Raw genomic sequence first — 20,179 nt, forward strand, 5'->3', positions numbered from 1 at the left:
CCGGACTGCCGTGCACGGGTCGGAGGGGGGTCGGGCAGGATGGCTGCGTGAGCCACACGACGAGCACCGGGACCCTCATCCTGCTCCGCCACGGCGAGAGCGAGTGGAACAAGGCCAACCTGTTCACCGGCTGGGTGGACGTCGAGCTGTCGGAGAAGGGGCGCGCCGAGGCCGCCCGCGGCGGGCAGCTGCTCGCCGAGCACGACGTGCTCCCCGACGTGCTGCACACCTCGCTGCTCAAGCGGGCGATCACCACCGCCGAGCTGGCCCTGGCCGCCGCCGACCGGCAGTGGATCCCGGTCCGCCGCTCCTGGCGGCTCAACGAGCGGCACTACGGGGCGTTGCAGGGCAAGGACAAGGCCGCCACGCTCGCCGAGTACGGCGAGGAGCAGTTCATGACCTGGCGGCGCAGCTACGCCACCCCGCCGCCGCCGATCGAGGCCGGCAGCCAGTACAGCCAGGACGGCGACCCGCGGTACTCGTTCCTGCCCCCGGAGGCCCGCCCGGCCACCGAGTGCCTCGCCGACGTCGTGGTCCGGATGCTCCCGTACTGGTACGACGCGATCGTGCCGGACCTGCGCAGCGGGCAGACCGTGCTGGTGGCCGCGCACGGCAACAGCCTGCGTGCCCTGGTGAAGCACCTGGACGGCATGGGCGAGGACGAGGTCGTCGGGCTCAACATCCCCACCGGCGTCCCGCTGCGCTACGACCTGGACGCCGACCTGCGGCCGATCACGACCGGCGGGCAGTACCTCGACCCCGACGCCGCTGCCGCCGCGATCGAGGCGGTCAAGAACCAGGGCAAGAAGTAGCAGACGGGGCCCGGGCGCGCGTGCGCGCCCGGGCCCCGTCTCTCGTCCGGGTGGAGCTCAGACCGGGTCGGTCGCCGCCTGGAGCGGCTTCTCGCCGGTGACCAGGAAGACCACCCGGCGGGCGACGCTGACCGCGTGGTCGGCGAAACGCTCGTAGTAGCGGCCCAGCAGCGTGACGTCGATCGCGGACTCCATGCCGTGCCCCCAGCTCGGGGCGAGCAGCTCACGGAACAACTGCTTGTGCAGCTTGTCCATCTGGTCGTCCTCGGCCTCGAGCTCGACGGCCGCCTCGACGTCCCGCTTGGCGATGACCGTGCCCGCCTTGGTCACCAGGCTCTCCGCGATGTGCCCGGCCTCCAGGAACACCGGGCGGACCTCCTGGGGCACCGCGTGCTCCGGGAAGCGCATCCGGGCCACCTTGGCGATGTGCTCGGCGAGGTCGCCCATCCGCTCCAGGTCGCCGACGATCCGCATGGCCGTGGTGATCGCCCGCAGGTCGGTGGCGACCGGCTGCTGGCGGGCCAGCAGGGTGAAGCACCGCTCCTCGATGCTCTCCCGGACGGCGTCGATGCGCTCGTCGCCGGCGATCACCAGGTCGGCGAGGGCGACGTCGGCGTCCAGCAGGGCGGTCGTCGCCGTGCTCATCGCCGAGCCCACCGAGTTCGCCATCTCCACCAGACAGGCGTTGATGTCGTCCAGTTCCTCGCGGTAGCTCTCTCGCAACACGGTTCCTCCTCGTCCCGTCGCCGCGCTCAGGCGGCACCCGGGGGACGGCGACCCGGGACGACGCGGCCCCCCCTGCGTGTGCGCCGCCGGCGGATTCGTCGGTCGCGACACGTGTGACATCGAGGGTAGAGACCCGGTTCCCGGCGTGAGGGAGCCGCCAGGTGAACGGCCAGGGGCCCGGTGGTGAACTCCTCCACCCCGACCGGGTGATCATCGTCGTCGATGCTGGTCCGGGCCGTGGCCGTGTCTAGCATCGGCATCGTGGACCCGGTGGTCGCCCTGCTGGTGGGCCTGGTGCTCGGCCTGCTGCTGACGACGTCGGCGGCACTGGTCGTGCGGTCCTCGCGCGCCCGGCGGCGGCCCGCGGACGACCGGGACGGCGGGGCCGCCGACCGCACCGACGCCGACGCCGCGCTGAGCCGGCGGCTGGTCGACCTGATGGACCCCGCGGTCGTCCTGCTCGGACCCGACGAGAGGGTCCTGCTGGCGAACACCTCCGCCCGGGCGCTGGGCATCCTCCGCGGCAACCGGCTGCTGGTCCCCGGGCTGGTGGAGGTGGCCCGCGAGGTGCACGTCGCCGGCAGCCAGCGGGCCGACGTCGCGCTGTCCAGCGACCTGGTGGGCGCGGGGCCACGGATGGTGGCTGTGCACGGCATCCGGCTCGGGACCGGCCCCACCGGCTCCGCCGGGCCGGTCGCGCTCGTGTTGCAGGACGTCACCGAGGCCCGCCGGGTGGAGGCGGTCCGCAAGGACTTCGTGGCCAACGTCGGGCACGAGCTGAAGACGCCCGTCGGCGCGCTCGCACTGCTGGCGGAGGCGGTGCAGGGTGCGGCCGACGACCCCGAGACCGTGCAGCGCTTCGCCGCGCGGATGAGCCACGAGGCCGATCGGCTGGCCCGGCTGGTCCGCGAGCTCATCGACCTCTCGCGGTTGCAGGGTGCCGAACCGCTGCCCGAGTTGGTGCCGGTGGCCGTGGGCACGGTCGTCTCCGAGGCCGTGGACCGGACCCGCGCCGCCGCGGCGGCCAAGGACATCCAGCTGGCCGTCGCCGCGCAGCCAGGTCTCGTGGTCCGCGGCGTCGAGGCGCAACTGGCCACCGCGCTGACCAACCTGCTCGCCAACGCCGTCGCCTACAGTCCGGGCGGCACCACGATCGCCGTCGGCGCGCGGGCGCGGTCGGGCTTCGCGGAGGTGGCGGTGACCGACTCGGGCATCGGCATCCCCCGCTCGGACCGGTCGCGGGTGTTCGAGCGCTTCTACCGGGTCGACCAGTCCCGGGCCAGTGCCACCGGCGGCACCGGGCTGGGGCTGGCGATCGTCAAGCACGTGGCCTCCAACCACGGTGGCTCGGTGACGGTCTGGAGCGAGGAGGGGCTCGGCTCGACCTTCACCCTGCGCATCCCGCTGGCGGCCGACGCCGACGGGTCGATGGACGACGACGGTGCGCCCGAACGGCCACCGGTCCCACCGCTGCACAGCCGCCAGACATCCGATCAGGGCTCCCCAGGGGCCGACGAGGGGCCCTCCGGGGCCCTGCAGAAGGGACGGTCATGACCCGAGTGCTCGTGGTGGAGGACGAGGAGTCCTTCTCCGACGCGCTGTCCTACATGTTGCGGCGGGAGGGCTACGACACCGTCGTGGCCTCCACCGGGACGGACGCGCTCGTCGAGTTCGATCGGGCCGGGGCCGACATCGTCCTCCTGGACCTGATGCTGCCCGGTCTGTCGGGCACGGAGGTCTGCCGGTCGCTGCGGGCCAAGAGCTCGGTGCCGATCATCATGCTCACCGCCAAGGACGCCGAGATCGACAAGGTCGTCGGCCTCGAGCTCGGCGCCGACGACTACGTCACCAAGCCCTACTCGGCCCGGGAGCTCGTCGCCCGGATGCGGGCGGTGCTGCGTCGTGGCACGGAGAACGAGCAGACGGCCGAGGGGGCCCTCGTCGCCGGACCGGTGCGGCTGGACGTCGACCGGCACGTCGTCGCCGTCGACGGTCAGACGGTGTCACTGCCGCTCAAGGAGTTCGACCTGTTGGAGCTGCTGCTGCGCAACGCCGGCCGGGTGCTCACCCGTGGCCAGCTCATCGACCGGGTCTGGGGCGCGGACTACGTCGGGGACACCAAGACCCTCGACGTCCACGTCAAGCGGCTGCGCGCGAAGCTGGAGCCAGACCCGGCGAACCCGCGCTACCTGGTCACCGTCCGGGGGCTCGGGTACAAGTTCGAGGCGTAGCTGATCGCGATCCTCCGGATCGCACCGCGGCCAGGAGCCGCGTCACCTCGTGCTGAGCCGTTTCCCGTCACGCCGGAGGTGGACCCTGCGGGCCCGCCGTCCGGCGTGACCGCCTCCGGCGTCTCGGACCCCGCGGCCAGGTGCTGGCCTGCGCTGCGGTGAGCCGTTTCCCGTGACGTCGGAGGTGGACCCTGCGGGCCCGCCGTCCGACGTCACCGCCTCCGGCGTGACCACTGGTGGCAGTGGTCGGAGGCCTGCCTGCTACTGGCCGCGGCCGGTCTCTTCCTGGAGTTCGTCGATCTTCTTCGAGGCGTCGCCCTTGCTGATGTCGTCGGGGACGTCCTCGCCGGCCTCGCGGGCCAGGGTGTTCAGGTAGCTCTTCTGCGCACCGGTGGCCGGCTCGCCGCCGGTCACCCAGTCGTCGGGGTCCTTCTCGGTGCTCTGCGGGCTGTCCGGGCCGGTGGTGTTGGCTTCGCTCATGTGTTCGAAGTTACGCGGGCTCCCGGACCCGCGCAGCCCGAGCTGAGGCGGCCGTCGGTGTCGGGTTGGCGGTCTGGGTGGCGGCCCGGGCGGCGCGGTCGTCCTCCCACCGCCGGCCGGTCCGGAAGACGTGCGTGCCGCCGCAGGACGGGCAGTCGACCGCGACGGCGATGTGCGTGGGGTGGTTGGCGACCGATCGGATCCGCCGGTCGGCGACCAGCTCGTCGGTCCGGGTCACGGGGCAGGTGATCAGCAACATGCGGAGACGTCGCCCTCGCGCCACCGGGCAACGAGTGGCAGGACTGACCACGGTCGCAGGATTCCTGCCATGCTGTGCCCATGAGCACATCGGACCGCCCGCTGGTCGTCAGCCTCGTGGTCACCGACGGCATGGTCGGCAGCTTCGGGATCGGCGTGGCCGCCGAGGTGTTCGGCTACGACCGCCGCGCGATGGGCCTGCCGCGGTTCGACTTCGCACTCGTCTCGCAACGACCGGGCGTGCTCCGCACCGACACCGGGCTCGGGATGCTCATCGAGCACGGCCTGGACCGGCTGGCGATCTCCGACATCGTGCTGATCACGGCCTGGGAACAGCACGACCGGCAACCGCCGGCGGAACTGCTCGACGGGATGCGCGCTGCCCACGCCCGGGGGGCGACGGTCGTCAGCCACTGCACCGGGGCATTCGTGCTGGCCTGGGCCGGCCTGCTCGACGGCCAGCGGGCGTCCACCCACTGGAAGTACGCCGGCGAGCTGGCCGCCCGGTTCCCGCGGGTGCACGTCGACCCCGCCGTCCTGTACGTCGACAACGGCCAGGTGATCACCGGGGCCGGCACCGCCGCCGGGGTCGACACCCTGCTGCACCTGGTCCGCCGGGAGTGGGGTGCCGCCGCCGCCAACGCGCTGGCCCGGGAGATGGTCGTGCCCCCGCACCGCGACGGCGGGCAGGCGCAGTACATCGACACCCCGGTCGCCCGCTGCGAGGACGACCTGCTGGGCGTCGTGCTGGAGTGGGCCCGGGCGCACCTGGCGGAGGAGATCAGCGTCGAGCTGCTGGCCCGCCGCGCGCTGATGAGCCCGCGCAGCTTCGCCCGCCGCTTCAAGGCCACCACCGGGACGACGCCGCACGCCTGGCTGCTCGGTCAGCGGCTGGCCGCCGCCGAGGCGCTGCTGGAGGACAGCGACGCCCCGGTCGAGGAGATCGCCCGGCTGGTCGGGTTCGGCACCGCGGCCGGCCTGCGGGAGCAGTTCGCCCGGCGGCGCGGGGTCTCCCCGCGGACCTACCGGCAGACCTTCCGGGCCGGGGCCCCCTCGGACTCCTCAGCCGGGACGGCGCCGGTGCAGCTCCACCGGGACCGGCCGGGGGCTGGCGGGGTGCGGGGCGACGAGCCCGGCGTCCAGGCGGGCCTCGGTCAGCCGGCGTAGCTCGGCGTACGCGGCTGGGCCGAGGAGCGCGGTGAGCTCCGGGCCGTAGGTCTCCACCAGCGGCTCGGCGGCGACGTGCGCGGTCGGGGACCCCGTGCACCACCAGTGCAGGTCGTGCCCGCCGGGACCCCATCCGCGCCGGTCGAACTCACCGATCGTGGAGACCAGCACCCGGCTGTCGTCGGGGCGGTCGACCCACTCCTGCTCGCGGCGCACCGGCAGCTGCCAGCAGACGTCGGGCTTGGTCTCCAAGGGGTGTCGCCCCTGCCGCAGCGCCAGGGCGTGCAGCGCACACCCGGCGCCGGCGGGGTGTCCTGGCCGGTTGAGGAAGACGCAGGCCCCCTCGACCACCCGGGTCCGCAGCGCCTCCTCGGCGGGCTCGCCCGGCGCGGGCTCGGTCAGGGTGTCGGGTTCGGTCCAGTCGTCCCGGCCGGGTGTCGTGCCGGGATGCCGCTGCCAGTCCGCCGGCGTCAGCTCGCCGACGGACTCCTCGACCCGGGTGAGGTCGTCGGTGTCGGTGAAGAAGGCGCCGTGGTTGCAGCAGCCGTCCTCGGCGCGACCGGCGACCACGCCGGCGCACCCGCGCCCGAACACGCAGGTCCAGGCGCTGGTCAGCCAGGTCAGATCGGCCCGCACGAGGTGGTCGGGATCGGCCGGGTCACCGAACTCGATCCACTCGCGGGGGAAGTCCAGGCCGACCTCGGGCGGGGGGTCGGCGGGTGTGCTCGGGTCCACCGGCGCAGCGTAGTGAAAGGACCCCCGCCCCCCACACCTCGCTCCGCTCGGCGCGAGCCTCTGGAGGGGGCCAGGCAGACTCTCGGGCATGCGACTCGGGGTGCTGGACGTCGGCTCGAACACCGTTCACCTGCTGGTGGTGGACGCACACCGCGGTGCGCACCCCACCCCGATGCACGACGACCGCTCCGTCCTCCGGCTGGCCGAGCACGTCGGCCCGGACGGCAAGCTGTCCAAGGCGGGGGAGAAGGGCCTGCTGCACGCGGTGCAGAAGGCGAAGCAGCAGGCGGCCGCACAGCGGTGCGACGAGCTGCTGGCCTTCGTCACGTCCGCCATCCGGGAGGCGGAGAACGGGGCGGCGGTGCTGCGCCGGGTCCGCGAGCAGACCGGTGTCGACCTGCAGGTCCTCACCGGTGAGGACGAGGCCCGGCTGACCTTCCTGGCGGTGCGGCGGTGGTTCGGCTGGAGTGCCGGCCGGCTGCTGGTGCTCGACATCGGCGGTGGCTCGCTGGAACTGGCCACCGGTGTCGACGAGGACCCCGACGTCGCGCTGTCGGTGCCGCTGGGTGCGGGCCGGATGACCCGCCGGTTCCTGCCCGACTCCGAGAACGGGGGGCGGCCGGACCTGTCGGCACTGTCGGAGCTGGCCGAGCACGCCACCGACGTCCTCGGCCCGGTCGGCAGGAAGCTGCTCGGCGCCGGGACGCCCGACCTGGTGGCCGCCACGTCCAAGACCTTCCGGACACTGGCCCGGCTGGCCGGTGCGGCGCCGTCCGCGGCCGGACTGCGCGCCCCCCGCGAGCTGACCGCCACCGGGCTGTCCCAGGTGATCGGCTTCGTCTCCCGGATCGAGTGCACGGCGCTGGCCGAGCTGCAGGGCGTGTCGGCGCAACGCGCCCACCAGGTCCCGGCCGGCGCCGTCGTGGCGCAGGCCGCCATGCGGGCGGTGGACGTACCGTTCGTGCGGATCTGCCCGTGGGCGTTGCGCGAGGGCGTCATCCTGCGGCGCCTGGACCAGCTGGAAGGAGCGTGATGACGCAGCCCAACCCCTCGTCGGGGGAGTACAGCGTCCGCTCGCTCGCCGAGATCCTGCGCGAGCACGGTCTGGAGAGCGAGCTCGGCACCCGCCCCGGCCGGCGACGGAAGGCCTCGGACGAGACCGGGGCCACCGGTCGTTCGGCGCGGGTGGACACCGGGTCCGGTCAGCCGCGGGCGGAGCCGCCGGGGCGCGCACCCTCGGCCGCACCGAACGGCCGGGCGGCCACCCCGCCGCGCTCCCCGGCCCGGGCCCCGGAACGCGCTCCGTCGGAACGCGCTGCGTCGGTCCCGGTCTGGACGCCGGCGCCGGAGCCCACGGCCCGGCCGGCCGCCGGGCTGCTGAGCCCGCAGCCGCCGGCCGCTGCCCCGGCACCGGCCCGGCCGGCCGCCGGCCGCACCGGCGCAGCGCCCCCGGAGGTGCGACCCGGCCGGCGGAAGTCCGATGCCGTCCCGACCGGTCCGGGCGGTGAGCCGCTGTTCGGCACCGGGCCGTCGACCGCCGCCATCCCCGCAGCGGACCCGACGACCGCGCACACCACCTCGCACACCGCCGCCAAGCCGACGGGCTCCACCGGCGCGACGGCCCGCGGCGCCACCGGTGCGGCCCGGCGTGGCGCCGACCACCCGGTCACCGGACCCATCCCGGTGGTCTCCCAGGCTCAGGCCGAGGCGGCGCGAGGTGCGGCCGCCCAGGCCGACGAGGAGCCACTGACCGGCCGGGAGAGCGTGTTGGCCTGGGCGCGGTTCGCCGGCGAGATGGTGGTCGCGCTGGCCGCCGGCATCGGCGTCTACTTCGCCTTCACCGTGCTGTGGGAACTGCTGCCCTATGTCGCCCTGGTCGCGGCGCCGGTGACGGTGACCGGCCTGGTCGCGGGGGTGGCGGCGTACCGGCAGCGCCGCGGTCAGGGGGCGCTGCCGGTCCGCCTGCTGGCGGTGCTGCTGCTGGCCGGGACGGTGCTGGTCATCGCCCCCGCTGCGGGGCTGCTCGCCAGCAGCTGACCTGCCCGGTCAGCCCACCGCGGCGAACTGCTCGACCAGCGTGCGACCGAAGGCCGGCAGGTCGTCCGGGTTGCGGCTGGTGGTCAGGTTGCCGTCGACGACGACCTCCTGGTCGACCCACTCGGCGCCGGCGTTGCGCAGGTCGGTCTGCAGCGAGGGCCACGAGGTCATCCGGCGGCCACGGACGACGTCGGCCTCGGCGAGCACCCAGGGGGCGTGGCAGATCGCGGCCACCGGCTTCCCGGCGTCGAAGAAGGCCTTCACGAAGGCGACGGCCCCCTGGTCGGCGCGCACGAAGTCGCCGTTGATCACGCCGCCGGGCAGCACGAGCGCGTCGTAGCTGCCGGGGTCGGCGTCGGCCACCGCGACGTCGACGTCCTTGGTGTCGCCCTTGTCGATGTGCTGGTAGGCGGTGATGGTGCCGGTTTCGAGCCCGACGAGCTCCGGTCGGGCACCGGCGTCCACCAGTGCCTGCCAGGGCTGGTCCAGCTCTGCCTGCTCCACCCCGTCGGTGGCGAGCACGGCCACCCGCTTGCCGTTCAGTTCTCCAGACATGACAGGCCGCTACCCCGGCCCCTCCGGGCACACACGCCCGGGCGCGTCCGCCCGAGCGCTACGGTCGCGGACATGAGCGATGCAGGGCATGCGGGTCCCGACGCACGGCTGGCCGTCATCGGCGGCGGGAAGATCGGAGAGGCCCTGCTCGCCGGCCTGGTCCGTCAGGCCGGGGGTGGGCAGGAGTTCCTGGTCGTCGAGCGCAGCCCGGAGCGGGCCGCGGAGCTGACGGCCCGGTACGGCGTCGGCGCCACCGACCTCGCCGGGGCGGCCAGCCGGGCGCGGGTGCTGCTGCTGGCCGTGAAGCCGCAGGACATCGACGTGCTGCTGGCGGCGTTGGGGCCACACGTGACGCGAGAGCACCTGGTGGTCTCGGTGGCGGCGGGCGTGCCCACGGGCCGGGTCGAGGCGGCGCTGCCGGCCGGCACCCCGGTCGTGCGGGTCATGCCCAACACGCCGGCCCTCGTCGACGCGGGGATGAGCGTGCTCTCGGCCGGGGCGCACGCGACCGAGGCGCACCTGGACGAGGCGGAGGCGCTGCTCCTGCCGGTGGGTCAGGTGCGCCGGGTGCCGGAGAGCCAGCAGGACGCCGTGACCGCGCTGTCGGGCAGCGGGCCGGCGTACTTCTTCTTCCTCGTCGAGGCGATGATCGACGCCGGCATCCTGCTGGGCCTGCCCCGCTCGGTCGCCGCCGACCTGATCGTGCAGACCGCCTACGGCGCGGCGGTCATGCTGCGCGACTCGGGAGAGCACCCGGTCCAGCTCCGGGAGGCGGTCACCAGCCCCGGTGGGACGACGATCGCCGCGATCCGCGAGCTGGAGCGGCACGGCGTGCGGGCTGCGCTGATCGCCGCGATCGAGGCGGCACACCTGCGTTCGGTGGAGCTCGGCCGCACCTCCTGACCCCGGGGACGCCCGCGGGAGCACCGTCCGTCCCTTCCGCACGCGGTGAATCACACGCATGTGGTTTTCCACAGAAATCTGTGGAGAACCAGCCTGGTGGAGCAGGTCGACTTGGGGACAACACGCCGTGACCGGTGTGTCACGCGGTGTCTCTGTCCACTTGTGCCCAGGACGGACCGGTCCGCCTGTTCGTTTCACCCATCGCTTCTGTCACTCCGGTCCCCTTACGCTCTGTTCCAGCACATGAGCGTTCTGTTCATCGGTGGGGAAGCCGGTGGCCGCACATGGAGCGAGACCGGAGATGATCGACATGACCATGCCCCAGCGCGCCGCCGTCCAGACCGTCCGTCCGGGTGTCCCGGCACCCCGCCAGATGGGCCGGCCGATCTCGGCCGCCTCCATGGGCCGCCCGGTCCCCGCTGCCCACCCGGCCGCCATGCCGATCGGCCGCCCGGCCGCCGTCCCCGCGCCCCGCGCGGCGGTCTCGTTCCTCACCGTCGCCGAGGTCGCCGCCCTCATGCGGGTCTCCAAGATGACCGTCTACCGCCTGGTCCACGGCGGCGAGCTCGCCGCCGTCCGCGTCGGCCGGTCCTTCCGGGTGCCCGAGCGCGCCGTGCACGAGTACCTGCGCGACGCCTACACCGACATCGCCTGAACCGACCGGGCCAGCGTCACCGGGCGGGCGTCCCCGCCCGCCGTGCCGGGCCAGGTAGTCTCGGGCGCTGAGCGGTACCGCCTCCCAGGAAGCGGGCTGCGCACGAGCTGATCACCTCGCCCGGCGTCCGGACCACGGATCCGCGTGACCACCCCGGTCACCACCCCCGGCCGCCGAGCGAAGACGACGTCGGGAGCGGGACATGGGTTCTGTCATCAAGAAGCGCCGTAAGCGGATGGCGAAGAAGAAGCACCGCAAGCTGCTCAAGAAGACCCGCGTCCAGCGGCGCAACAAGAAGTGAGCTGACGCTCGTGCCGCCCGCGGTCGTCCTCGTCACCGGCGTCAGCCGGTGGCTGGGCGGCGCGCTGGCGGCCGAGCTCGCTTCCGACCCGGCGATCGGCCGGGTCATCGGGGTGGACACCGTCCCCCCACGCCCGGAGGTGCTGCGTCGCCTCGGGCGGGTCGAGTTCGTCCGCGCCGACATCCGCAGCCCGTTGATCGGGAAGGTGATCGAGTCGGCGTCGGTGGACACCGTCGTCCACATGAACATCAGCGCCACGCCGGCCGGTGCCGGCGGGCGGGTGTCGATGAAGGAGCTCAACGTCATCGGCACCATGCAGCTGCTGGCCGCGTGCCAGCGGTCTCCTGCGGTGCGCCGGCTGGTCCTCAAGAGCACCAGCGCGGTCTACGGCGCCAGTTCCCGGGATCCCGCGGTCTTCACCGAGACCATGCAGGCCCGCCGGGTGCCCGGGGGCGGCTTCGCCAAGGACAGCCTCGACATCGAGGGCTACGTCCGGGCCTTCGCCCGCCGCCGTCCCGACGTGGGCGTGGCCGTGCTGCGGTTCACCAACCTCATCGGCCCGCGGATCGACTCCCTGCTCTCCGGTTTCCTCCGGATGCCCGTCGTCCCGACCGCCCTGGGGTACGACGCCCGGCTGCAGCTCCTCCACGAGGACGACGCCGTGGCCGTGCTCACCCGCGCCGCCACCGGTGACTTCGTCGGCACCGTGAACGCCGGTGCCGACGGGACGGTCCTGCTCTCCCAGGCGATCCGCCGGCTGGGCCGTGTCCCACTGCCCCTGCCGGAGCCCGCGATGGGCTCGCTCGGCCGCACCACCCGCTGGGCCCGGATGGTCGACTGGTCGCCGGAGCAGATGCGCTTCCTGAACTTCGGCCGGGTCATCGACACCCGGGTGCTCCGCGAGGAGTTCGGCTACGTGCCGCGCCACAGCACCGCCGAGGCCCTCGCCGACTACGGGCGCAGCCTCCCCCCGGTGATCCGCCCCGAGCTCGTCGAGGAGGTCGCCGGCTCCGCCCGGACGGTGCTCCGCTCCGTCGCCGGTGGCGCGCACGCCGTGCAGGGTGTCCTCGACAGCGTGACCGGCGGACGCCGCCGTGCCGCGCCGTCGGTGCCGGGCCTGCGGGCGGTCCACGATGCCTGAGGCGCGGGTGATCCCGCTGCGCCCCGACGACGATCCGCTCCCGCCGCCGCAGGCGGCGGAGCCGGGCTGGGACGAGCAGCTGGCCGGTGGCCTGGAGTTCCTGCGCCGCCGGCTGACCGGTGAGTACGACACCGACGAGTTCGGCTTCGACCCCGACCTCACCGACCACGTGCTGCTGCCGGGCCTGCGGCCGTGGTTCCACCGCTGGTTCCGGGTGGAGACCCTGGGGCTGGAGAACGTGCCCGACGTCGGCGGCGCCCTGGTGGTGGCCAACCACTCGGGCACCGTGCCGGTCGACGCCCTGATGGCCACGGTGGCGCTGCACGACGAGCACCCGGCGGCCCGCCGGCTGCGGCTCCTCGGCGCCGACCTGGTGTTCCAGGTGCCCTTCATCGGGTCCCTGGCGCGCAAGCTCGGCGTCACCCTGGCCTGCAACGAGGACGCCGAGCGACTGCTGTCCAGCGGGGAGCTGGTCGGGGTCTTCCCCGAGGGCTTCAAGGGCGTCGGCAAGCCGTTCCACGAGCGGTACACCCTGCAGCGGTTCGGTCGCGGGGGTTTCGTCAGCGCCGCGCTGCGCACCGGCACCCCGATCGTGCCGTGCGCGATCGTCGGGGCCGAGGAGATCTACCCGATGATCGGCAACGCCCGCGTCGCCGCCCGGCTGCTCGGCCTGCCCTACTTCCCGATCACCCCGACCTTCCCGCTGCTGGGCCCGCTGGGTGCGGTCCCGCTGCCGTCGAAGTGGTTCATCGCCTTCGGCGAGCCGATCGAGACGGCGTCCTACGGCCCCGCCGCCGCCGACGACCCGATGATCGTGTTCAACCTGACCGACCAGGTCCGCGAGACCATCCAGCACTCCCTCTACCGCCTCCTCCTCCAACGCCGCAGCGTCTTCAGCTGACCAACAGCTGACCAGCTGAGAGCCCGCCAGACTCGACATCCGGCGCAGCCGGGCGCGACGACGGGGGCCGAAGGCTCCCAGAGGAAGTGCAGGCAGCGGCTCAACGCAGACCGGGCACGGAACCACGAGGCGGGGCACGAGACGCGACGAAGTCGCGGGCACACCGAGCGGGGGCCCGGAGGGCTCCCCGAGGTGGGCCGGCAAGCAGCTCAGCGCAGCCGGGGCACGGCACCTGGCCGCGGTGTCATCCGGAGGATGACCACGTGCTCAGAACGGCCAGTGGTTGCGGCGGCGCAGCGAGATCAGGCCGCCGACGACGCCGCCGGAGAGGGCGGCCGCGCCGACCGTCGGCACGCCGATCTTGGCGGCCTTGCGACCGGTCCGGTAGTCCTTCACCGTCCAGCCGCGGGAGCGCGCGACGGCGCGCAGCTCGGAGTCCGGGTTCACCGCGACCGCGCTGCCGACCAGGGTGAGCATCGGGAGGTCGTTCGTCGAGTCGCTGTAGGCGGTGCAGCGGGTGAGGTCGAGGCCCTCCCGCTCGGCGAGTGCCCGCACGGCCTGGGCCTTGGACTCCCCGTGCATCATCTCCCCGACCAGCCGGCCGGTGTAGCGGCCGTCGACGATCTCGGAGACGGTGCCCAGGGCGCCGGTGAGGCCGAGGCGGTGGGCGATGATCGATGCCAGCTCGACCGGGGTGGCGGTGACCAGCCAGACCCGCTGGCCGGCGTCGAGGTGCTGCTGGGCGAGGTTGCGGGTGCCCGACCAGATCCGGTCGGCCATCAGCTCGTCGTAGATCTCCTCGCTCGCCGCCACGATCTCCTGGACCTCGCGGCCGGCCACGAACGCCAGGGCGTTGTCGCGGACCGTGTGCATGTCGGTGGCGCTCTCGCTCCCGGCGACCCGGAACTTGGCCTGCTGCCAGACGAAGGAGGCGACGTCGCGGCTGGTGAAGTACTTGCGGGCGGCGAGGCCGCGGGCGAACCAGAAGAGCGAGGCGCCCATCATCATCGTGTTGTCGACGTCGAAGAACGCCGCGGCCGTGCGGTCGGGTGTGGGCGCGGTGGGCTCGGTCTCCGCCGCGGCGGCCGAGGCGGCGCCCGCCACCAGCGCGCGGGCCTCGTCGTCCTCCAGCTCCACGGGGGTGCGTGCGTGACGGCCCCGGAAGGGGACTCGGACCATCCCGCACCACCCTCCCGGTGTCGCTCCGACCGGCACGCCCTGGCCGCCGCCTCGCCGACCGTCACTGGGACCCTAGCGCCGGGTCACCCTCCGGTGGCCGGCCCGTCGGGGAGCAGCGCGGCGAGTCGGCGCACCGCCCGGTGCTGCAGCGCCTTCACCGCGCCGTCCTTGCGGCCCATGGCGGTGGCGGTCTCCGCCACCGACAGCCCCTGGAAGAACCGCAGGGTCACGCACTCGCGCTGATCGGCGGACAGCTGCCGGACGCCGGCCAGCAGCTCCACGTTCGCCAGCCGCTGCAGCACGGCGTCCTCGGGCCCGGCGGTGCCCCGGTCGGCGTCGCGCATGTCGGCGGTGAGCACCTCCAGGCGGTTCCGGCCGCTCTTCACGTGGTCCAGCGCGATGTTGCGGGCGATGCTGATCAGCCAGGCCCCGACGTCCCGGCCCTGGAAGGTCAGCGAGTCGATCCGGCGCAGGGCGCGGGTGAACGTCTCGCTGGTGAGGTCCTCCGCCGTGGCCGGGTCGGCGACCCGGTGGCGCAGGTAGCGGTGGACGACGTCGGCGTACCGGTCGTAGAGCTCGCCGAACCCCTCCGTGTCGCCCGCCTGCGCGCGGCGCACGAGCTCCCAGACCTCGGACTCGGCCGGGGTCGGCTCACCGCCCCGGCGCGGCTGGGGGACGAGCTGCGACTGCGCCGGAGCACGGACGGCGGGGGAGGTGCGGGCCGGGGCCGGGACGCGCGGGAGGGCGGGCATGTCGCTGTCGGACCTCCTCCATCCCCGGACCGAGCCGCTCGGCCGGCCGCCACGCAGCCACGGACGGTGCGATCCGCGGCCCATGGTGACAACATCGTGCCGCTGCGTCCACGTCCCCGCCGTCCGAGACGGCGGCTGCCCCCTGCGGAGGTCCGTCGTGCCGGTCGACCCAGCACCGCACGAGCCGGACGGCGAGGTGCGCTCCCTCGCTGCGCTCGTGCGTCGTGCGGCCGCGCTCCACGGTGACGCCCCGGCGCTGGTCCACGGCGAGCGGCGGCTGACCTGGTCGGAGCTCGACGCACTGGTCGACCGGGCGGCCGCGGGGTACGTCGAGCGCGGGCTGGACACCGGTGAGCGGGTCGCGGTGCAGCTGCCCAACGGGGTCGACTGGGTGGTCGCGGTGATGGGTGCGCTGCGGAGCGGGCTGGTCGTCGTCCCGGTCAACACCGCCTACACCGACCCGGAGGTGACCCACCTGCTCACCGACTCCGGTGCCCGGCTGCTCGTCGTGGCCGGGGACCGGTCGGACCTGGCCGGCGTCCCGGTGTGCGTCGGGCCCCCGACGGCCGACGGCCCGCCGCCGGCCGAGGCGGACGACCCGGGCGCGCTGGCGCTGCTGGCCTACACCAGCGGCACCACCGGCCACCCACGCGGCGCGATGCTGACCCATGCCGCCCTGCTGGCCAACCAGCAGCAGTGCCTGGCGCTGGAGCCGCCGCCGGTGCGCACCGGTGACCGGGTGCTGCTGGCCCTCCCGCTGTTCCACGTCTACGGCTTCAACAGCGGCTGGGGGCTGGTGGCGGCCACCGGCGCCTGCGCGGTGCTGCTGGACGAGTTCGACCCGGCGGCGTCCCTGGCCCTGATGGCCGCCGAGGAGGTGTCGGCGGTGCCGGGTGCCCCGCCGATGTACGCCGCCTGGCTGGCGGTGGCCGACGCGGCCGGCAGCGACGCCGTGCTCCGCCGCGGGTTCGCCGCCGTCCGGACGGCCAGCTGCGGCGCCGCCCCGATGCCGGGCGCGCTGTTCGAGGCGCTGCGCACCCGCGCCGCGGTCACCGTCTGGGAGGGGTACGGGCTCACCGAGGCCGCCCCGGTGCTGGCCAGCACGCTGGCCACCGGGCGCCCGAAGCCGGAGTGCATCGGCGGTCCGCTGCCCGGCGTGGAGCTCGTGCTGCGCGACACCGCCGGCGGGCCGACCGCGGGCCCGGACCCGGGCAACCGGGTGCGGGCCGACGTGTTCGGTGACCCGTTCGGCGACGAGGACGTCGACGGGGAGACCGGGGAGATCTGCGTCCGCGGCCCCAACCTGTTCGGCGGCTACTGGCCCGACGGGGCCGACGGCCCGGACGCCGAGGGCTGGCTGCTCACCGGCGACATCGCCTACCGCGACGTCCAGGGCGACCTCAAGCTGGTCGACCGGCGCCGGGACCTGGTGCTGGTCAGCGGGTTCAACGTCTACCCGGGTGAGGTGGAGCGGGTGCTGTGCGAGCACCCGGGGGTGGCCGAGAGCGCGGTGATCGGCGTGCCCGACCAGCGCAGCGGCGAGGCGGTGCACGCCGTCGTCGTCCGCACCCCCGGTGCGGAGGTGACCGAGGCGGAGCTGCGCGAGCACGCCGCCCGGTCGCTGGCCCGGTTCAAGGTCCCGGTGGCCGTGCACTTCGTCCCCGAGCTGCCGCACTCCCTGGCCGGCAAGGTCAGCCGGGCCCGGCTGCGCGAGCTCGGGCTGGAGCGGGCTGCGGCAGCGGCGGACGCCGAGCCGTCGGCCGCGGCGGGGTCGTCCGATGACTGAGCCGGCGCCCCGGCTGCAGCTGCTGACCCGCGAGGGCTGCCACCTGTGCGTCATCGCCGCGGAGACGCTCACCCGGATCGGCGGGGAAGCGGGCTTGGGCGTCACGCTGGTCGACGTCGACACCGACCCGGAGCTGCGGATCGAGTACGGCGACCGGGTGCCGGTGGTGCTGCTGGACGGCCGGGAGCACAGCCACTTCACCGTCGACGTCCCCCGGCTGCGCCGCGACCTGGGGATCCCCGCCCCCAGCTGATCCGGGTGGTCCCACGACGGGTGGGACGTCGTCGGCGGCGGGCACCCGTCCGGGTGTGCGCAGGCGTGGTCCTCGACACAGCAGGGGCCCACCACCTGCGGCGATGCTCCCGACGACTTTGTTCAGGCGTTCACAAGCGGTTACCGTGGCGTTTGCCGGGTGCCGATGCGCCCGTCTGCCCTGAAGTGTCTGAGTCCCCCCGATCGTCCCCGGCCCGGCCGGGAGTGCGTTCGGATCGCTGTGGAGTCTGCCCGTGCCCCAGTCGCGGCCCCGGATCATCCCGGAGGCCACCGTTGCCCGGCTGGCCGTGTACCTGAGGGTGCTGGCCGGTCTCGCCGACGGCGGCCGCAGTCACGTCTCCTCCGGCGAGCTGGCCTCGGCGGCCGGGGTGAACCCCGCCGGTCTGCGCAAGGACCTGTCCTACCTCGGTCCGTGCGGCGTCCGCGGGGTCGGCTACTCGGTCGCGGGCCTGCGGGACCGGCTCACCGACGCCCTCGGCGGGGAGCGCTCCCGCCCCTGCGTGCTGATCGGGATCGGCCGGCTGGGGTCGGCGCTGGCCGACTACGCCGGTTTCGCCAGCCGGGGCTTCGAGTTCGTCGGCCTGCTGGACACCGACCCCGCGGCCGTCGGGCGCCGGGTCGGGGGCCTCCCGGTCCGCCCGGTCGCGGAGCTGGAGGCCGTCGTCGCCGAGACCCAGGCGACCATCGGGGTCATCACGACACCAGCCGAGGTGGCCCAGTCGGTCTGCGACCGACTCGTCTCGGTCGGGGTGAGGAGCATCTTGAACTTCGCGCCGGTGGCGTTGACGGTGCCTGCGGGTGTCGACGTCCGCAAGGTCGACCTGTCCGTGGAGCTGCAGGTGCTGGCCTTCCTGGACCAGCAGCGCCACGGCACGCCGCCGCTGGTGGCCCCGCTGCGCGCTGCCCAGGGGAGTGCCCGATGAGCCTGCTCGCCGTCGGCATCAGCCACCAGACCGCGCCGGTCGCCCTGCTCGAGCAGGTCAGCATGACCGGCGACGACAAGGTCAAGACCCTCCACGAGCTGGTCGAGAGCGACCACGTCTCCGAGGCCATCGTGCTGGCCACCTGCAACCGGATCGAGGTGTTCGCCGAGGTCGACCGCTTCCACGGCGGCATCACCGACGTGAGCCGGGTGCTCGCCCGGCACGCCGGCGCCACGGTGGAGGAGCTCTCTCCGTACGTCACCGTCTACTACGAGGACCAGGCGATCGGGCACCTGTGCACCGTCGCCGCGGGCCTGGACTCGATGGTGGTCGGGGAGACCCAGGTGCTCGGGCAGCTGCGTGCCGCCTACGCCCTCGCCCAGGAGGAGGGCACGGTCGGGCGCGAGCTCCACCCGATCGCCCAGCGGGCGCTGCGCGTGGGCAAGCGCGTGCACGCCGAGACCGGCATCGACCGGGCCGGCGCCTCCCTGGTCTCGGTCGCCCTGGACCGGGTCTCCGAGACCCTCGGTGAGCTCAGCGGCCGCCCGGCGCTGGTGGTCGGAGCGGGGTCGATGGGCGCCCTGGCGGCGACCACCCTGGCCCGGCGGGGCGCGGCGGTCACGGTCAGCAGCCGGACGCCGGCGAGCGCCGCCCGGCTGGCCGACACGATCGGCGGCCGGCAGGCCGACCTGGCGCGGCTGCCCGACGAGCTGGCCGCGGCCGACGTCCTGGTCACCTGCACGGGCGCGACCGGCACCGTCATCGGGACCGACCTGGTCGAGGAGGCGCTCACCGGCCGGCACGGCCGGCCCCTGGTGATCGTCGACCTGGCCCTCCCACGCGACGTCGACGCCGCGGTCGCCGCCCTGCCCGGCGTGCACGTGGTGGACCTGGCGATGCTGCAGGGCGAGCGCGCGGCGCACCCCGGCCAGCCGGTGGCCGGTTCCGTCGCCGCCGACGACATCGCCGCCGCGCACGCCCTGGTCGAGCTGGAGACCTCGCTGCTGCGCGCCGAGCGGCAGGCCGCCGCGGTGGCCCCGACCGTCTCCGCGCTGCGCAGCCAGGCCGCCGAGGTGGTCGACGCCGAGCTGCTCCGGCTCTCCACCCGACTGCCCGACCTGGACGCCAAGGCGCGCAGCGAGATCGCCCGCACCGTGCGCCGGGTGGTCGACAAGCTGCTGCACGAGCCCACCGTGCGGGTGAAGGAGCTGGCGGGCGCCCCCGGCGGCACCGACTACGCCGACGCCCTGCGCGCGCTGTTCGGCCTGGGGCTGTCCGGCGCCACGGACGGGGAGCGCACCAGCCTCTCCGATGCGGTCACCGTCGACCCGGAGCTGCCGGCCGGCACCCCGCTGTCGGCCCTGGACCCGCGGATCGACGTCACCAGCGACGGTCGCCCCGGCGGTGCGGCATGACCGCTCCGGAACAGCCGCTGCGGCTGGGCACCCGGGCGAGCCAGCTGGCGCTCACCCAGTCCCAGCACGTCGCCGACGCGCTCACCGCCGCGACGGGCGTGCCGGTCGAGCTGGTGCACGTGAGCACCTACGGCGACCGGTCGACCGAGGCGATCACCCTGCTCGGCGGCACCGGCGTGTTCGTCACCGCGCTGCGCGACGCCCTGCTGCAGCGCACCGTGGACCTCGCCGTGCACAGCTTCAAGGACCTGCCGACCGCGCCGGCCCCGGGCCTGACCGTGGCCGCCGTCCCGCCGCGCGAGGACCCGCGCGACGCGCTCGTCGCCCGCGACGGCCTCACCCTCGGCGAGCTGCCCGCCGGCTCCCGCGTCGGCACCGGTGCACCCCGGCGGATGGCCCAGCTGCGCGCCCTCGGCCTCGGCCTGGAGGTCGTGCCGATCCGCGGGAACGTCGACACCCGGATGGGCCGGGTCACCTCCGGGGACCTGGACGCCGTCGTGCTGGCGCGTGCCGGGCTGGCCCGGCTGGACCGGCTGTCGGCGGTCACCGAGGTGCTCGACCCCATCCAGGTGCTCTCCGCGCCGGCGCAGGGCGCCCTCGCCGTGGAGTGCCGCAGTGACGACACCCGCGTCCGGGAGCTGCTCGCCGTGCTGGACGACCCCGCCGCTCGGGACTGCGTGGCCGCCGAGCGCGCGGTGCTCGCCGCCCTGGAGGCCGGCTGCAGCGCACCGGTGGCCGCGCACGCCGAGCTCGCCGAGGGCGAGGACGGCGCCGCGGAGCTCTACCTGCGCGCGTCGGTCACCGCGCTCGACGGCAGCGACGGCGTCCGTGGCTCGATCACCGGCCCAGCCGACGCGGCCGAGTCCCTGGGGCGTCAGCTGGCCGCCGAGCTGCTGGACCGCGGCGCGGCTGCCCTGATGGCAGCCAGCCGGTGACCTCCTCCCGCGGG

The 20,179-nt window shown here is 74.6% G+C and carries 23 protein-coding genes; 16 read left to right on the top strand and 7 right to left on the bottom strand.

The genetic code is table 11. From position 1 onward, the window contains the following. The first annotated feature begins 47 nt into the window (after positions 1–47). A complete protein-coding gene (locus O2V61_RS12975) occupies positions 48–812 on the top strand; it encodes a phosphoglyceromutase (protein ID WP_269183721.1) in 765 nt (254 codons plus the stop codon). 57 nt (positions 813–869) lie between these two features. Here the strand turns inward: O2V61_RS12975 and phoU are convergent, their stop codons facing one another. After that, on the bottom strand, positions 870–1,538 hold the full coding sequence (phoU, locus tag O2V61_RS12980) for a phosphate signaling complex protein PhoU (RefSeq protein WP_269183722.1): 669 nt from the start codon (positions 1,536–1,538) through the stop codon (positions 870–872). A gap of 261 nt (positions 1,539–1,799) precedes the next feature. Between phoU and O2V61_RS12985 the strand changes: the two genes are divergently transcribed. Then, a complete protein-coding gene (locus O2V61_RS12985; protein ID WP_269183723.1) occupies positions 1,800–3,092 on the top strand; it encodes a sensor histidine kinase in 1,293 nt (430 codons plus the stop codon). Beyond that, positions 3,089–3,769 (top strand): response regulator transcription factor, encoded by a 681-nt coding sequence (locus tag O2V61_RS12990; protein WP_269170426.1) that lies wholly within the window; start codon positions 3,089–3,091, stop codon positions 3,767–3,769. Before O2V61_RS12985 ends, O2V61_RS12990 begins: the two co-directional genes overlap by 4 nt. 261 nt (positions 3,770–4,030) lie before the next feature. Here the strand turns inward: O2V61_RS12990 and O2V61_RS12995 are convergent, their stop codons facing one another. Beyond that, positions 4,031–4,249: a DUF3072 domain-containing protein gene (locus O2V61_RS12995; RefSeq protein ID WP_269170427.1), complete on the bottom strand. Its 219-nt coding sequence runs from the start codon at positions 4,247–4,249 to the stop codon at positions 4,031–4,033. Between the two features lie 10 nt (positions 4,250–4,259). Beyond that, a complete protein-coding gene (locus O2V61_RS13000) occupies positions 4,260–4,508 on the bottom strand; it encodes a hypothetical protein (RefSeq protein ID WP_269183724.1) in 249 nt (82 codons plus the stop codon). A gap of 80 nt (positions 4,509–4,588) precedes the next feature. Between O2V61_RS13000 and O2V61_RS13005 the strand changes: the two genes are divergently transcribed. Beyond that, the gene (locus O2V61_RS13005; RefSeq protein ID WP_269183725.1) at positions 4,589–5,674 is read left to right on the top strand and encodes a helix-turn-helix domain-containing protein; all 1,086 of its coding nucleotides are present in this window, start codon (positions 4,589–4,591) and stop codon (positions 5,672–5,674) included. Here the strand turns inward: O2V61_RS13005 and O2V61_RS13010 are convergent. Further along, complete coding sequence (locus O2V61_RS13010) at positions 5,570–6,409, bottom strand: hypothetical protein (protein ID WP_269183726.1); 840 nt, start codon at positions 6,407–6,409, stop codon at positions 5,570–5,572. The two genes, O2V61_RS13005 and O2V61_RS13010, sit on opposite strands and share 105 nt — an antisense overlap. An 88-nt stretch (positions 6,410–6,497) precedes the next feature. Between O2V61_RS13010 and O2V61_RS13015 the strand changes: the two genes are divergently transcribed. Beyond that, positions 6,498–7,442, top strand: a complete 945-nt coding sequence (locus tag O2V61_RS13015; protein WP_269183727.1) for a Ppx/GppA phosphatase family protein — start codon at positions 6,498–6,500, stop codon at positions 7,440–7,442. Further along, complete coding sequence (locus O2V61_RS13020; protein WP_269183728.1) at positions 7,442–8,446, top strand: hypothetical protein; 1,005 nt, start codon at positions 7,442–7,444, stop codon at positions 8,444–8,446. The genes O2V61_RS13015 and O2V61_RS13020 overlap by 1 nt, the downstream gene beginning before the upstream one ends. Before the next feature lie 9 nt (positions 8,447–8,455). Here O2V61_RS13020 and O2V61_RS13025 read toward each other — a convergent pair whose 3' ends face one another. Then, on the bottom strand, positions 8,456–9,001 hold the full coding sequence (locus O2V61_RS13025; RefSeq protein WP_269183729.1) for a type 1 glutamine amidotransferase domain-containing protein: 546 nt from the start codon (positions 8,999–9,001) through the stop codon (positions 8,456–8,458). Between the two features lie 72 nt (positions 9,002–9,073). Between O2V61_RS13025 and proC the strand changes: the two genes are divergently transcribed. The 5 genes from proC (at position 9,074) to O2V61_RS13050 (ending at position 12,902) form a co-directional block, all read left to right on the top strand. Next, complete coding sequence (gene proC / locus O2V61_RS13030; protein ID WP_269183730.1) at positions 9,074–9,904, top strand: pyrroline-5-carboxylate reductase; 831 nt, start codon at positions 9,074–9,076, stop codon at positions 9,902–9,904. 310 nt (positions 9,905–10,214) lie between these two features. Further along, positions 10,215–10,559: a helix-turn-helix domain-containing protein gene (locus tag O2V61_RS13035; RefSeq protein ID WP_269183731.1), complete on the top strand. Its 345-nt coding sequence runs from the start codon at positions 10,215–10,217 to the stop codon at positions 10,557–10,559. 202 nt (positions 10,560–10,761) lie between these two features. Beyond that, positions 10,762–10,860, top strand: a complete 99-nt coding sequence (locus tag O2V61_RS13040) for a 30S ribosomal protein bS22 (RefSeq protein ID WP_012854759.1) — start codon at positions 10,762–10,764, stop codon at positions 10,858–10,860. A gap of 10 nt (positions 10,861–10,870) precedes the next feature. Further along, complete coding sequence (locus tag O2V61_RS13045; protein WP_269183732.1) at positions 10,871–12,001, top strand: NAD-dependent epimerase/dehydratase family protein; 1,131 nt, start codon at positions 10,871–10,873, stop codon at positions 11,999–12,001. Next, complete coding sequence (locus O2V61_RS13050; protein ID WP_269183733.1) at positions 11,994–12,902, top strand: lysophospholipid acyltransferase family protein; 909 nt, start codon at positions 11,994–11,996, stop codon at positions 12,900–12,902. Before O2V61_RS13045 ends, O2V61_RS13050 begins: the two co-directional genes overlap by 8 nt. Positions 12,903–13,169: 267 nt before the next feature. Here O2V61_RS13050 and O2V61_RS13055 read toward each other — a convergent pair whose 3' ends face one another. Both O2V61_RS13055 and O2V61_RS13060 read right to left on the bottom strand, forming a co-directional pair. Further along, on the bottom strand, positions 13,170–14,081 hold the full coding sequence (locus tag O2V61_RS13055; RefSeq protein WP_269183734.1) for an HAD family hydrolase: 912 nt from the start codon (positions 14,079–14,081) through the stop codon (positions 13,170–13,172). Positions 14,082–14,164: 83 nt separating this feature from the next. Beyond that, positions 14,165–14,833 carry a sigma-70 family RNA polymerase sigma factor gene (locus O2V61_RS13060; RefSeq protein ID WP_269183735.1) on the bottom strand — a complete coding sequence of 223 codons (669 nt, stop codon included), beginning with the start codon at positions 14,831–14,833 and terminating at the stop codon, positions 14,165–14,167. Between the two features lie 157 nt (positions 14,834–14,990). Between O2V61_RS13060 and O2V61_RS13065 the strand changes: the two genes are divergently transcribed. From O2V61_RS13065 to hemC, 5 genes are all read left to right on the top strand, one after another. Further along, the gene (locus O2V61_RS13065) at positions 14,991–16,619 is read left to right on the top strand and encodes an AMP-binding protein (protein WP_269183736.1); all 1,629 of its coding nucleotides are present in this window, start codon (positions 14,991–14,993) and stop codon (positions 16,617–16,619) included. After that, a complete protein-coding gene (locus O2V61_RS13070) occupies positions 16,612–16,872 on the top strand; it encodes a glutaredoxin family protein (RefSeq protein ID WP_269159083.1) in 261 nt (86 codons plus the stop codon). Before O2V61_RS13065 ends, O2V61_RS13070 begins: the two co-directional genes overlap by 8 nt. 253 nt (positions 16,873–17,125) lie before the next feature. After that, positions 17,126–17,815, top strand: a complete 690-nt coding sequence (locus O2V61_RS13075) for a redox-sensing transcriptional repressor Rex (RefSeq protein ID WP_269159084.1) — start codon at positions 17,126–17,128, stop codon at positions 17,813–17,815. Continuing rightward, positions 17,812–19,230: a glutamyl-tRNA reductase gene (locus O2V61_RS13080; RefSeq protein ID WP_269183737.1), complete on the top strand. Its 1,419-nt coding sequence runs from the start codon at positions 17,812–17,814 to the stop codon at positions 19,228–19,230. The genes O2V61_RS13075 and O2V61_RS13080 overlap by 4 nt, the downstream gene beginning before the upstream one ends. Then, positions 19,227–20,165 carry a hydroxymethylbilane synthase gene (gene hemC, locus O2V61_RS13085; RefSeq protein ID WP_269183738.1) on the top strand — a complete coding sequence of 313 codons (939 nt, stop codon included), beginning with the start codon at positions 19,227–19,229 and terminating at the stop codon, positions 20,163–20,165. The genes O2V61_RS13080 and hemC overlap by 4 nt, the downstream gene beginning before the upstream one ends. Positions 20,166–20,179 lie beyond the last annotated feature (14 nt).

Source organism: Modestobacter sp. VKM Ac-2985 (assembly GCF_026967925.1).
GTDB lineage: Bacteria > Actinomycetota > Actinomycetes > Mycobacteriales > Geodermatophilaceae > Modestobacter.

What these genes read in the sequence shown, in the direction of transcription:
- O2V61_RS12990 (WP_269170426.1), top strand. Translation starts at nt 3,089, where the DNA reads ATGACCCGAGTGCTCGTGGTGGAGGACGAGGAGTCCTTCTCCGACGCG.
- O2V61_RS12995 (WP_269170427.1), bottom strand. Translation starts at nt 4,249, where the DNA reads ATGAGCGAAGCCAACACCACCGGCCCGGACAGCCCGCAGAGCACCGAG.
- O2V61_RS13000 (WP_269183724.1), bottom strand. Translation starts at nt 4,508, where the DNA reads ATGTTGCTGATCACCTGCCCCGTGACCCGGACCGACGAGCTGGTCGCC.
- O2V61_RS13005 (WP_269183725.1), top strand. Translation starts at nt 4,589, where the DNA reads ATGAGCACATCGGACCGCCCGCTGGTCGTCAGCCTCGTGGTCACCGAC.
- O2V61_RS13015 (WP_269183727.1), top strand. Translation starts at nt 6,498, where the DNA reads ATGCGACTCGGGGTGCTGGACGTCGGCTCGAACACCGTTCACCTGCTG.
- O2V61_RS13020 (WP_269183728.1), top strand. Translation starts at nt 7,442, where the DNA reads ATGACGCAGCCCAACCCCTCGTCGGGGGAGTACAGCGTCCGCTCGCTC.
- O2V61_RS13025 (WP_269183729.1), bottom strand. Translation starts at nt 9,001, where the DNA reads ATGTCTGGAGAACTGAACGGCAAGCGGGTGGCCGTGCTCGCCACCGAC.
- proC (WP_269183730.1), top strand. Translation starts at nt 9,074, where the DNA reads ATGAGCGATGCAGGGCATGCGGGTCCCGACGCACGGCTGGCCGTCATC.
- O2V61_RS13035 (WP_269183731.1), top strand. Translation starts at nt 10,215, where the DNA reads ATGACCATGCCCCAGCGCGCCGCCGTCCAGACCGTCCGTCCGGGTGTC.
- O2V61_RS13040 (WP_012854759.1), top strand. Translation starts at nt 10,762, where the DNA reads ATGGGTTCTGTCATCAAGAAGCGCCGTAAGCGGATGGCGAAGAAGAAG.
- O2V61_RS13050 (WP_269183733.1), top strand. Translation starts at nt 11,994, where the DNA reads ATGCCTGAGGCGCGGGTGATCCCGCTGCGCCCCGACGACGATCCGCTC.
- O2V61_RS13055 (WP_269183734.1), bottom strand. Translation starts at nt 14,081, where the DNA reads ATGGTCCGAGTCCCCTTCCGGGGCCGTCACGCACGCACCCCCGTGGAG.
- O2V61_RS13060 (WP_269183735.1), bottom strand. Translation starts at nt 14,833, where the DNA reads ATGCCCGCCCTCCCGCGCGTCCCGGCCCCGGCCCGCACCTCCCCCGCC.
- O2V61_RS13070 (WP_269159083.1), top strand. Translation starts at nt 16,612, where the DNA reads ATGACTGAGCCGGCGCCCCGGCTGCAGCTGCTGACCCGCGAGGGCTGC.
- O2V61_RS13080 (WP_269183737.1), top strand. Translation starts at nt 17,812, where the DNA reads ATGAGCCTGCTCGCCGTCGGCATCAGCCACCAGACCGCGCCGGTCGCC.
- hemC (WP_269183738.1), top strand. Translation starts at nt 19,227, where the DNA reads ATGACCGCTCCGGAACAGCCGCTGCGGCTGGGCACCCGGGCGAGCCAG.